At 30.6% G+C, this 13,545-nt stretch carries 9 protein-coding genes; 8 read left to right on the plus strand and 1 reads right to left on the minus strand.

Going from position 1 to position 13,545, the window contains the following annotated elements; translation table 11 throughout:
• The first annotated feature begins 1 nt into the window (after position 1).
• Genes BVC87_RS02525 through BVC87_RS02535 form a run of 3 tightly spaced genes read left to right on the plus strand, consistent with a single transcriptional unit; the run spans position 2 to position 6,272 of the window.
• Positions 2-1,732: a solute:sodium symporter family transporter gene (locus tag BVC87_RS02525; RefSeq protein WP_075340774.1), complete on the plus strand. Its 1,731-nt coding sequence runs from the start codon at positions 2-4 to the stop codon at positions 1,730-1,732.
• 30 nt (positions 1,733-1,762) lie between these two features.
• Complete coding sequence (gene glpK / locus BVC87_RS02530) at positions 1,763-4,927, plus strand: glycerol kinase GlpK (protein ID WP_075340775.1); 3,165 nt, start codon at positions 1,763-1,765, stop codon at positions 4,925-4,927.
• Positions 4,911-6,272: a vanadium-dependent haloperoxidase gene (locus BVC87_RS02535; protein ID WP_075340776.1), complete on the plus strand. Its 1,362-nt coding sequence runs from the start codon at positions 4,911-4,913 to the stop codon at positions 6,270-6,272. The genes glpK and BVC87_RS02535 overlap by 17 nt, the downstream gene beginning before the upstream one ends.
• Before the next feature lie 117 nt (positions 6,273-6,389).
• On the opposite strand, the gene BVC87_RS02540 is transcribed toward BVC87_RS02535, so the two are convergent.
• On the minus strand, positions 6,390-8,228 hold the full coding sequence (locus tag BVC87_RS02540; protein WP_075340777.1) for a PLP-dependent aminotransferase family protein: 1,839 nt from the start codon (positions 8,226-8,228) through the stop codon (positions 6,390-6,392).
• A 421-nt stretch (positions 8,229-8,649) separates the two neighbouring features.
• Between BVC87_RS02540 and BVC87_RS02545 the strand changes: the two genes are divergently transcribed.
• The 5 genes from BVC87_RS02545 to BVC87_RS02565 all read left to right on the plus strand — a co-directional run bounded on the left by BVC87_RS02545 (position 8,650) and on the right by BVC87_RS02565 (position 13,545).
• Positions 8,650-9,066: a response regulator gene (locus BVC87_RS02545; protein ID WP_099098825.1), complete on the plus strand. Its 417-nt coding sequence runs from the start codon at positions 8,650-8,652 to the stop codon at positions 9,064-9,066.
• A 534-nt stretch (positions 9,067-9,600) separates the two neighbouring features.
• Positions 9,601-10,140, plus strand: a complete 540-nt coding sequence (locus tag BVC87_RS02550; RefSeq protein ID WP_075340778.1) for a heme NO-binding domain-containing protein — start codon at positions 9,601-9,603, stop codon at positions 10,138-10,140.
• 10 nt (positions 10,141-10,150) lie between these two features.
• Positions 10,151-11,368 carry a sensor histidine kinase gene (locus BVC87_RS02555; protein WP_075340779.1) on the plus strand — a complete coding sequence of 406 codons (1,218 nt, stop codon included), beginning with the start codon at positions 10,151-10,153 and terminating at the stop codon, positions 11,366-11,368.
• Positions 11,369-12,502, plus strand: coding sequence for an FIST signal transduction protein (locus BVC87_RS02560; RefSeq protein ID WP_075340780.1), 1,134 nt, complete (start codon positions 11,369-11,371; stop codon positions 12,500-12,502).
• A complete protein-coding gene (locus BVC87_RS02565; RefSeq protein WP_234974624.1) occupies positions 12,499-13,545 on the plus strand; it encodes a sensor histidine kinase in 1,047 nt (348 codons plus the stop codon). The genes BVC87_RS02560 and BVC87_RS02565 overlap by 4 nt, the downstream gene beginning before the upstream one ends.

Genomic DNA, 13,545 nt, shown 5'->3' on the forward strand with positions numbered 1-13,545 from the left:
TATGGATTTTTTATCGATCTTTTCGTTTGTTGGTTTTACGCTATTAGTAGCCTTTATTGCTTGGTATGCAACTAGAGGAACAGATGAAAATTCTGCTGAAGGTTATTATTTAGGAGGTAGAAGCTTAGGTGCAATTACCATAGCTGGTTCCTTACTATTAACTAATTTATCTGCCGAACAAATTGTGGGACTTAACGGACAATCATTTTCAGAAGGAGTACTAGTAATGGCTTGGGAAACCTTAGCGGCAATAGCAATGATTTTTACAGCAATATACCTACTGCCAAAGTACATGAGGTCAGGTATTACTACAATTCCTGAATTTATACAAGATCGTTTCGACCATCAAACAAAAGCAATTTTATCCATATTATTTTTAGTAGCTTTTGGTGTCGTTTTACTTCCCACTATTTTATATTCTGGATCATTAGCTTTTAGTACTATGTTTGATTTACCCACAGCATTAGGAATATCTGAAACTGCTGTGATATGGATTTGCGTATGGTCTATTGGAATTATAGGAATTATTTATGCAATTTTTGGAGGATTAAAAGCAGTAGCAGTTTCTGATTTAGTAAATGCCGTAGGTTTATTAATTGGAGGATTATTAATACCGGTTTTTGGGCTAATGTATATTGGAGAAAATAGTTTTTCAGAAGGATTATCCATACTTTGGAAAGAAAATCCTCAAAAGTTTAATGCTATAGGGGGAGCAGATGCTTCGATACCTTTTGGAACTATTTTTACAGGTATGATGATTGCCCAAATGTATTATTGGGGAACAAACCAATCTATACTACAAAGAGTTTTTGGAGCAAGTAGTTTAAAAGAGGGGCAAAAAGGAATGATTTTGGCTGGTTTTGTTAAGTTTTTAATTCCTGTAATTGTTGTGTTACCAGGTATTATTGCATGGCATATTTTTCAAGGAAACTTAGAAAATGCGGATCAAGCCTATCCGGCTTTAGTACGTAAAGTGTTACCAGGTGCTTATTTAGGCTTTTTTGCAGCAGTATTATTTGGAGCAGTATTAAGTTCTTTCAACAGTTTATTAAATAGTAGTGCAACCTTGTTTGGTTTCGATTTATACAAACAATATTTCAATAAAAATGCTTCAGAAAAAGATACGGTAAAAGCAGGTAAAATTTTTGGTTTGTTTTTAGCACTAGTAGCCATGAGTATTTCTCCGTTTATTGCCAATGCTCCAGATGGATTATTCTCTTATATACAACAAGCATTAGGAAGTTTAAGTGTGCCCATTTTAGCTGTGGTTTCGGTTGGTATTATAACAAAACATGTACCAGCTAAAGCCGCAAAAATAGTACTTACTGCTGGTGTTTTAATGTATTTAATAAGTTTGTTAGGCTTACAACCATACTTTACTAAAAAAGCGTTAGAAAGTAATAACATGAAAAGTAGTAGTTTTTTGAGTAAAATGACCGAAGAACAAGCTATTGAGTATTATAAAGAAATAAACGTTACAAATATTGAAGCTTATGTAAAAAAGGTAAGTCTTGTTGAAGCGGAGGCATATCCACACTTTCTTCACATCATGGGAATTCTATTTGTTATTAACATTATTATCATGTTAGTGATAGGTAAAGTAAGTCCTAAAACTGATGTTTATATCCCTAAAATTACAGAAGAAATTGATATTACTCCTTGGAAACACGCAAAAACAGTAGGATTAATCATTACAATTTTGGTGTTAAGTACCTATTTCATTTTTAGATAAAAAATTAATCAAAATAAATCCATAGTCATAATGGAAAAAAAATATTTAGTCGCATTTGATCAAGGTACTACAAGTACTAGAACTATTATTTTTGATAAAGAGGGAGAAATAAAAGCAATCGCTCAAAAAGAATTAACACAACATTATCCAGAATCAGGTTGGGTAGAACACAATCCTGTAGATATTTATAATGATCAGTTAGAGACCTTTAAGGAAGCAGTAGCAAAATCGGAAATTAATCCATCAGAAATTGCAGCGGTAGGAATCACTAATCAAAGGGAAACTACTGTGGTTTGGGATAAAAAAACAGGAGAACCCATTCATAATGCTATTGTTTGGTTAGATAAGCGTACCACTGGAATTTGTGAAGAACTCAAGGATAAAGGATTAACTGAATATATAAAGGAACATACAGGGCTAGTTATAGATTCTTATTTTTCTGGAACAAAACTCAAGTGGATTTTAGATAATGTGGCAGGGGCTAGAGAAAGAGCTATAGAAGGAGAGTTATGTTTTGGAACAATTGATAGTTGGCTGGTATATAAGTTTACTAAAGGAGAAAAACACCTTACTGATCACACCAATGCATCAAGAACTATGATGTATGACATCAAAAACTTATGTTGGAGTGAAACCATATTAGAAGCATTGGATGTACCTAGTGTAATGCTACCCACCGTACAACACTCGTCATCTGATTATGGTACACTAGACTTTGAAGGATTATCTATTCCGATTTATGGTGTGGCTGGTGATCAACAAGCCTCTTTATTTGGACAGGGAGGATTTAAGTCAGGAATAGCCAAAAATACCTATGGAACAGGCTGCTTTATACTACTTAATATTGGTGAAGAACAGGTGATTTCTGATAATGGTTTGTTAACTACGTTAACTTGTAGTTTAGAATCTGAGTCTACTAAATATGCGCTAGAAGGCAGTATTTTTGTTGGAGGAGCTTCTATCCAATGGCTTAGAGATAGAATGCAAATCATAGAAAAAGCATCAGATACCGAAGCGATATGTAAAAGTATACCACCTTTAGAAAATATATATGTGGTGCCTGCATTTGCTGGTTTAGGAGCTCCGTATTGGGATGCTGAAGCTAAAGGAAGTATCTATGGAATGACTTTAGATACAGGAAGAAATGAAATTATAAAAGCAACGGTTGAAGCATTAGCGTATCAAACAAAAGATGTAATTAATGCCATGATTAATGACAGTGGTAAGGAAATGATTACCCTGAAAGTTGATGGAGGAGCAAGTGCTAATAACTATTTAATGCAATTTCAAGCAGATATATTAAATGTAGCTGTAGACAGACCAAAAATGATTGAAGTAACCGCTTTTGGAGCAGCCCTTTTAGCAGGAATAAAAGCTGGAATATGGAGTCAAGAAGATATTGATTCTATTCGTAAAGTAGATACTGTTTTTAATGCTTCCCTAGCACCAAAAGTTAGAAAGAAAAAGTACAAAGGCTGGTTAAAAGCCATAGAAAGAACTCAAAGCAGTACAAAGAAAAAAAAGAAACAGAAAGTTCGTTTTTCTGTTTTAGATAGAGAAAAACATTTAAAAAAAGCAAAATCAAATACATTTGATCTTGTTGTTATTGGAGGAGGAGTCACAGGAGCAGGCATAGCTTTAGATGCATCTTCTAGAGGAATGAAGGTATGCTTAATAGAAAAAAATGATTTTGCTTCAGGAACAAGTAATAAATCAACAAAGCTTATTCATGGTGGACTTCGCTATTTAAAACAATTAGAAATAGGTTTAGTTAGAGAATCAGGAACAGAAAGAGCTATTGTACATAAACTAGCTCCTCATTTAGTAATTCCAGAAAAGATGCTGTTACCGTTAATTGAAGGAGGGACCTATGGTAAAATGATGACAGCAATTGGATTAAAGGTTTATGATATGTTGGCAAATGTAGATGGAGATGATAGAAGAAGGATGTTGAATAAAAAAGAAACCTTAGAAAAAGAACCATTACTAGATGAAGCTATTACATTAGGAAGTGGTTATTATGCAGAATACCGAACTGACGACGCCAGATTAACTATTGAAATTCTTAAAAAGGCAGCTGAGTTTGGTGCAACAATATTAAACTATTGTGAAATGGATTCTTTTGTATACAATAGTGATGGTAAAATTGAAAGTTTAAATTGTATTGATCATAACACAGGTAAAACATTAAACATAAGTGGAAATAATTATGTGTCTGCAGCAGGGCCATGGGTAGATACCTTACGAAGGAAAGATGCTTCAATGAATCATAAACATTTACATCTTACAAAAGGAATACACATTGTTTTTCCTGTAGAAAAATTACCAATTAAACAGTCTATTTATTTTGATGTACCAGATGGGCGAATGGTTTTTGCAATTCCCAGAGGTAGGTGTACGTATGTAGGTACAACAGATACCAATTATTATGGTAATTTGGATAGGGTAGTAGCTACTGAAGAAGACGCCACGTATTTGTTGAATGCAATTAACAACATGTTTCCTGATATTCATTTAACCATAGCGGATATAGAATCTAATTGGGCAGGACTCAGACCTTTAATACATGAGGAAGAAAAAGATCCATCTGATTTGTCTAGAAAAGACGAAATTTTTATTTCTAAAACTGGTTTAATTTCTATTGCTGGAGGAAAATTAACAGGATATCGAAAAATGGCTCATCGAGTTATTGATGCTGTATTAAAAACGATGAGTGAAAAAAGAAAGAAATCATTAAAAAAATCTGAGACAGATCATATTTCATTAGTCAATCCAACAATGATTTCTTCAGAAGAGGTAGATCAATACCAAAAAGAACTAGAAGTTACATTACAAGATTTAGGTATTGAGGATTCTTATTTTGCTTGGTATTTATGTACTAACTATGGAAAAAGTGCAACTAAGATTGTAGATAAAATATCATTTTTTATGACAGGTACCGTAGAAGAACGCTTAATCCGTGCGGAGTTATGGTATTGTGTTCATTTTGAAATGACAAATGGACTAGCAGATTTCTTTGTAAGACGTACAGGCAGATTATATTTTGATATTCAAAGTGTATCTAAATATGTTGATATTGTTGTTAAAGACTGTATTAAAATATTGGACTGGGATGACAAACGTGTACAAGAAGAAAGAGAGAGTTTACATATACTTTTAGCAGATGCAACAACGTATTATGAAACAGAATTTTAGTACTTTAATCTTGAATAATTTTCGCACTCTTTTAATAGTTTTTTGCGTATTTCTTTTTTCTTCATGTACACAAGAAAAGAAAACAATTAGCATTAGTGCACAAAATTATTATGCTTGTATAGATCAAGTTACAAATACTTTAGTTCACGATATTTTTTCGCCACCAGTAGCCAGTAGGGTATATGTATATCCTAATATTGCAGCGTATGAAATTATAGCTCAAAATGATGAAAATTATCTGTCTTTATCATCTCAAATAGAATCGTTACAAAAGATTCCTGTGGTAAATGCAGATGCTGTGAATACAAAAGTAGCCGCTTTAGTAGCTTATATGGAAGTTAGTAAAAAACTTACTTTCACACATGATTTTGTGAATAAACTTCAAGATTCATTATATAAAAGTTGGGAAAAAATAAATAAAAATGAGTTTGAAGTGTCTAAAAATTATGGAGAAAAAGTAGCACAACATATACAAGAGTGGTTTACAAACGATCATTACAATCAAACGAGAACAATGCCAAAGTTTTCAGTCGATACTGATGATATTTCTAGATGGCAGCCTACACCACCATCATACATGGATGGAATAGAACCACATTGGAATAAAATTACTCCTTTGGTTTTAAACTCAGCTTCTCAATTCAAACCTGAAAGGCATCCTGATTTTTCTCTTGAAAAGACTAGCGATTTTTACAAAGAATTGCTTGAGGTTTATCAAGTGACAAATGAAATAAGAGAAAAGGGAGATGAGGCAGAAGAGGTTAAAATAGCTCAATTTTGGGATTGTAATCCTTATGTGGCAGTAAGTACAGGACATTTAACTGTAGCGACTAAAAAAATAACCCCAGGTGGACATTGGGTAGGGATAACCAAAATAGCTTGTATTCAAAATAAATTAAGTTTTGAAGAAGCAATTTATGCACATACCTATACTTCAATAGGAATGTTTGATGCTTTTATAAGTTGTTGGGATGAAAAGTATAGAAGTAATCTAATACGACCTGAAACTTTAATTAATACAACTATTGATAAAAACTGGATTCCACTTTTACAAACTCCCCCGTTTCCAGAATATACAAGTGGTCATTCAGTGGTTTCTGGAGCGGCATCAACTATACTAACTCATGTTTTTAAAGACAATTTTGCTTTTGTAGACACTACTGAATTGCCTTATGGATTACCCTCAAGAAAATTTACCTCTTTTAATCAGGCAGCGGAAGAAGCAGCAATAAGTAGACTTTATGGAGGAATTCATTACAGAGCAGCTGTAGATAATGGTTTAGTACAAGGTAGAAATATTGGTAAGTATATTTGTGAGAAAATACAACTAAAGAAAAAAGGATAGCTTTATAAAAAACTATCCTTTTTTTAATTCAATATTTAGGTTGAATCTTTGGTTCTATTGAAGTGGTGATTGAGCTTGTCGAAATCACACTCTTATTCTTACCAATTTTCACATAATTTAAATGTGTTTAATAAAATCTAAAAACACTTTTTTATGGAGTTCTAAATCAATTTTTGGAGATATAGCTACTCTTGCTATATAATCTTTATCAGATTCCTTTGTAGTACCTTGAGTAGAGGTGGCTGGAATGGTCCAGTAACATCCTTTTAATTGACCATAACTTACACAATACTTACTTTCATCTGGAATTTCAGAAATCATCAAATTAATTAATTTCAGATTTAAAGCCCTTTTATAGATTTCTCTTTCTTCATCAGAATTACCTTTGGTAGGTAAATCTAAAGAAAATACAGACGGAGTAAATCCTTGTTTAGCTAATTCTTCAGAAACAAAATTAATTTTAGCTTCTGGCAATTCTTTTTCTATGAAACTTACAAATTCACGAGTATTGTTATAGGCATCATGAATTCTTTGATTCATAGAAGGCATTTGTTCCGCTAAAATTTCTAACTGGAGTTCCGTAGCCTCGTTATCACATAATTGAATATGCTTAGCTATTTTATCCATTAAAGGAGCAGCTTTTGTATTTGCAGTACAATACCCAGCAGTACATTTACCACCACTTGGAAATTTAGAACCACTAACATAAGCTATGGTTTGTACTGAAGCTAACATGTCTTGATCTCCTAAAAAATGGACATTTGGACAAAATGTTTGATCTAAAATAAAAACAGGCTCAATAGCTAGTTCACCTAATGTAGTTGTACGTTGTTTACTTAGTACTTCTTTTAATTGTATAAGATCAGGCACTTCTACCCTTGGGTTTGTAGGGATTTCAGCTATTATATAAGGTACAGCATTTTCTTCAGCAACCTTATTTAAAACAATGTCAATACTTTTTACCATATCATTATCACCATCTACAGGTAAATCCATAACATCTACTTGAGGCAAACATGCTACCACACGTCTAGCTTGATCATTAGTACCTCCATAACAGTTGGGAGGAACTATAATTTTTATAGACTTACCAGCATGATTTTCCATAGCATGATCTATCAATCCCATTACAATAGCATACTGAATAGAAAGTCCACTTGATCCTACCACAGCAGTTGTATTTACTCCAGTAATTTCTTTAATGGTATCTATGACTTTTGATTTGTTTTCAGTAGTATTATATTGAGTATGAGTAAATATTCCAGTTAATTGCTGTAAAGCTATTAATGTATTGATCGGAGTCATTGCTATGGTTTCCCTTCTTCTTACATGTTGAATTTCAGAAATATAATCCTTGTTTTCTTCTCCCTTAATCAATAAAATACTTCCCAGATTAGGAGAAGCATTAATCACAAAATCAACATTAGGAGTCAAATCAAAATGACAAATTTGTTCTTGTTCACTATATATAACAGTACTACCTTCAAATTCAGGAATAGTGTTGAAATCAGCTACTTGTTGTACTTCAAAATTATAACCATAAACTTTTTGAATAGTGTCAACATCAAAATGTTTAGGGAGTTCATTTTTATAAAGAAGTAATGTATTCTTTTTAGCAAATAAATTTTTTCTAAGAATAGCTAAAATAGGTGTAGTGACCGATGAAAAGCTAATGACTTGTTCAGATTTAATATGATTTAAATTAGCTATGGTCCATTCTAATACTGATGAAAGTGGATGACCTAATCTGATGTAATCATAAGCAGTTGGTAATTCATTAAGAACTGCCTGATTATAATTGTTAGTATTAAATAGCGTTTCAAATTCCTGTAAGAATTCAGTTTTAGCTAATGATTCATTATATATGTCTAGTCTATGCGTAGTAAGATTTAACCAATCTGTAGGTAAATTTTCTATTACATTTTTAATATAAGATACTACTTTACTGTCTTGCATAATTTTTACTTGAAATTGACCGCAAGATACGTTAATTAAGATTTTCTACTGGTAAATGAATTGCAACTTTATTCATAATTATATACTAAAACTTTAGTTTTTGAGTCATAGTAATATATAATGGTAGAAAGTTAGTTGTTTTTTAAACTTATTTTCTTAGATTACACATGCAGAGGGGAAGTTACTCATGTATTTTATCGTATCATTTATAGTTTTTAAACGTAAAATGTTTTAGGAGCTAAAAGGCAAATATGCTAGGTTTAATGGTGTAATTTGATGAAAGTCAAAGATAAATGTTTAGGCTTAAACCTTTTGCTTATGTTAAAATGTGTTTCATCTATGGCAAGTATAGGGTTGATAATAACAGAGGGGTTAAATAGGTAAAAAAGGAGTACTTTTATTTCAAATAATAATTAGGAAGATGATAAAAAGAAGGTTAAATGTTTTATTGATAGAAGATCATTTCATTGAAATAATGAAGTTTAAAAAGACAGTTTCATTTGCTGAAATTCAACATAGTATTACGGAAGCAAAAGATGGAGCTGAGGCATTTAAAATTTTAGAAGATAAAAGTAGGATGCCTGATTTAATTTTATTGGATTTAAATATGCCAAAAATGAGCGGTGTAGAATTCTTATCTATTTTAAAAAATAGTGAAGAGTTAAGACATATTCCAACAGTCATTTTAACTACTTCAGATAATCAAAAAGATTTAGAAGAGTGTTATAGATTAGGTATTTCTGGTTATATATTAAAACCCTTAAAATATAAAGATTATGCCACTAAAATTGAAGCTGTTTTAAACTATTGGAGTTTAAATGAATTGAAAAAGTATTAAATTAAAAAGAATTATTTTTGCTAGATTTTTAAATCTAAAGAGGAAGAAATTTAATTTTGAAATAGTATTAATACTGAGTAAATCAAGTACGAATACAAGTTTAGAATAAAGTATATTGTAATCAATATAAAAATAATACAGCTCAGTAATTCAAGCTAAATGTTTGATGAGAATCGGATATTAAAAAGGGGACAACTTCATTTACATTAAATTCTACATAAAGTTATAAAACTAAAGGAACTTAAAAGATATTTTTTAAATTTTAGAAAATAAAAATAGGATTCCTGATTAAATTTTATTAGTTTTAAACAAGCCAAGACCAGTGGCGTAAGTTATTTATCTATTTAAATACAACAACAAACTAAAACGTATTCCAAAAGCAATTTAACTACTACAAACAATCAAAAACTTTGGAAGAATGTTGTAAATAGATATTTCTGGTTAAATCCTTAAATTTTAAAATATAAAGATATGCTACGGCAATTGAAGTAGTCTAGTGTATTATTAGTGTAAATAAATTGAAAAATATCAAACATGAAAGGAATTGTTTTTACTGAATTCTTGGACTTAGTGGAAGATAAATTTGGTCTCGAAATGGTAGATAAAATTATCTCACAATCTAAATTAGAATCTGAGGGTGTATATACTTCTATTGGAACATACAAATTTTCTGAAATGCTACAATTACTTCAGAATTTAAATGACAATACAGGGATTTCAATTAATGATTTATTATTAACATATGGCGAGCATTTTTTCTCGGTAATTGAGTCAAGTTATTCAGGATTGTTAGCTACTTATAAAGACCCAATAGAAATGCTTTCATCTATAGAAAATCATATTCATGTAGAAGTACGAAAAATCTATCCAGATGCTGAATTACCTGTTTTTATAGTAGAAGAAAAAACAAAGGATTCACTAGTTATGATTTATAAATCGAGTAGAGCCATGTATTATTTTGGACTAGGCTTAATGAATAAAACGTTCCAACACTTTGGATCTACAGCAGAAATAGTATTAGAAAAAATAAAAGAAGATGGTACAGAAGTAAAATTTATCATCAATAAAAGCTAAATAAAGCTAAATGAGTGAAGAAAAGATAAGGATTTTAGAACGAAGCTTAAAGAGGGAGAAAGCTGCCAGAAAAGCCGCCGAAAAAATACTAGAAGACAAATCTAGAGAGCTCTACTTTTTATCTGAGGAGTTAAAAAAATCAAACTTTAAGTTAGAAAACTTGCTCAGTGAAAAATCTTCAGAGTTAAAAGGGGTTTTTGAAAATATTTTAGATGCTTATGTTGTTATTGATTTAGATGGAAATGTTTTAAAATTTAATGAAGCTGCTATTACTTTTTTTGGTTATCCACAAGATGCTAAAAACCAATTGAATGTGTTAGATATAATTCATAAAGAAGATATGGATTATGCATTGTCGTCTTTTGCGGATTTGCAAACTAAGGGCTTTTTTAAAAATTATAGAGCTAGAGTATATACCAATAGCGGAGAAATTAAATGGGTGCATATCAATGCAAGTACTATTTATGATAAAAATCAAGTTCCTATTGCCGCACAAGGTATTGTAAGAGATATTACTCAAATCAAACTTTTAGAAGAGCAAAAAGAAGAAATATTTCAAAGATTAAAAGAAAAAAATAATGACTTGTATGAATATGCTCATGTAGTTTCACATGATTTAAAATCTCCATTAAGAAGTATAGATGCTTTAATTTCTTGGATTAAAATGGAAAATGAAGGGAAATTAGATGAAAGTACGGTTCAAAATATTGATTTAATAGAGAGTACATTAGAAAATATGGATAAACTAATATCTAATATTTTAGATTACTCTAGTGCAGATACAAAAATTGAAGAAGTAGAAATAGATTTAAATAGAGTACTAAATCATATAGAAAAAACAGTATTAATACCTGATCATATTAAAATTATCGTTTTATCGAAATTACCGGTGATAAAAGGAGATGGAACTAAGTTTCAGCAAGTATTTCAGAATTTAATAAGTAATGCTATAAAGTTTAACGACAAAGAGCAAGGAATTATTGAAGTTGATTGTATAGAAAAAGGATCTTTTTACCAATTTTCAGTTAAAGATAATGGGGTAGGTATAGAACAAGAATATCATGATAAAATTTTTGAAGTTTTTCAATCATTAACCAAAAGAGAAGATTCTACAGGAATTGGATTGTCAATTGTTAAAAAAATAATAGACTTGTATGAAGGTACAATTTGGTTAGAAAGTACTCCAAAAATAGGAACTACTTTTTATTTTACTATTAAAAAACAATAAATGAAAACAGTACAGTTAAAGAAAAATAAGAATACCGACTGGAAATATATAAGTAAAAAATTAATATTAAAAGAACCTTTAGTATTGGTTTTTGGAAATAGATATTTATTAGAAAGTGATACAATTCTTGGAGAAGTTCAAGAATTATTTAAAGATGGACATATTGTTTTTGGATCTACTTCTGGAGATATTACCGCTGATGAAGTGGATGATGAAAGTATAACTATAACTGCCATTGAATTTGAAAAAAGTAGTTTTTTAATTAAAACAGTAAATGTTTTAGACTCAAAAGAAGATAGTTTTGATGTAGGTAAAGCGTTAATCGATCAATTTCCAAAAGAACAATTAAAACATGTATTTATAGTATCTGAAGGTAGTTTTACCAACGGTAGCCAACTTACTAAAGGAATGAATGCTGCTACACAAGACAATTTACTAATTACAGGAGCCTTGTGCGGAGATGACGCTCGATTTGAGAAAACACTTTCTTCATACAATGAAAATCCAAAATCAGGAGAAATAGTAGCCATAGGTTTATATGGAGACGCATTAGAAGTCTCTTTTTCTATTAATGGAGGCTGGACGCCTTTTGGACCAGAAAGAATAGTTACAAAATCAGATAAAAATATTCTATATGAATTAGATGGCAAACCTGCTTTAGATTTGTACAAAAAGTACCTAGGAGAAAAATCGAATGAATTACCAGGAGCTGCTCTTTTATATCCGTTAAAGGTAAAGTCTACCAATGATAAGCATTCTATTGTAAGAACCATTTTAAATATAAATGAAGAAGATAATTCTATGATTTTAGCTGGAGATATTATAGAAGGTGCACAAGTTCAATTAATGATGACAAATGTAGATAATATTGTAAATGCAGCAGAATTAGCAGCTACTAATGCTAACGAATTACGAAAGAAGAAATCAGAATTAGCTATTTTAGTGAGTTGTATTGGCAGAAAGTTAGTTTTAGATCAAAGAGTGGAAGAAGAAATAGAAGAAGTAGTTGAAGTTGTAGGTGAAGATACTACCATTTGCGGACTATATTCTTATGGAGAAATTGCTCCTTTTATTGGAGAACAACATTGTCAATTACACAATCAGACAATGACTATAACACTTATAAGCGAATGATGAATTCTCTTTTAAAAAGACAGATTAGAAAGTATTTACCTAAAGATCTACAAGAGAATAAAGATTTAGAAGCGTTTTTAGATGCTGTAAATAGATCTTATAATACTTCTGATGATCAGTTTTCAATGTTACAAAGAGCAACAGCTATAAGTTCTGAAGAACTATATGAAGCTAGTGAAAAGCTTAAAAATGAGATGGATTCTCAAAAAGAAGTTATTCAAAAACTAAAAAAGATAATCAATACGCTTAAGTTTAGTGAATTAGAAGATAACGAGTTTTTAGAAAATCCAACTTCTCTAAGTTTAGTTGATTTTATCGATAACCAAGCGAAAGAAATCATTAAAATAAATAAACAAAAAGACAAATTACTCAGAGATTTAGAACAACAAAATAGAGAATTAAGTGACTATACACATATGATTTCTCATGATTTAGTTTCTCCGTTGCAAAGTATAGAGGTGTTAACACATTGGTTGAAGGACGATTATGGAGACGTAATAGGGAAAGAAGGTAATGAGCAAATAGACTCAATAAGTGATCATGTAGAAAAAATAGATACATTAGTAGCTGCGATAAGGAGGTACTCTAGGATAAGTAATTCAGATAAAGAATTTTATAAACTGAATCTTAATAATTTAGTCAATGATATTTTAATAGAATTAAAACTAATTGATACTGTTGATATAAAAATTCCTCGAGAACTTCCAATGGTACAGGGAGACAAGTACAGTTTAAAAGAGTTGTTTTTGAACCTCATTGATAATTCATTAAAGTTTAATGATAAAGAGAATAAGTGTATAGAAATCGGTTTTGAAGATAAAGACCCTTTTTGGAAGTTTTACATTAAAGACAATGGTAAAGGAATAGAAGAGAAGTATTTTGAAAAGGTTTTTATTGCGTTTTCCAAATTAGAAAATGATTATAAATCTGCGGGTATGGGACTTTCTATAGTGAAAAAAATTATAGATGTATATGAGGGAGAAATATGGATAGAATCTGAATTAAATATCGGAACAACATTTTGTTTTACCCTTAAAAAGTAA

Source organism: Tenacibaculum agarivorans, from assembly GCF_001936575.1.
Lineage (GTDB): Bacteria > Bacteroidota > Bacteroidia > Flavobacteriales > Flavobacteriaceae > Polaribacter > Polaribacter agarivorans.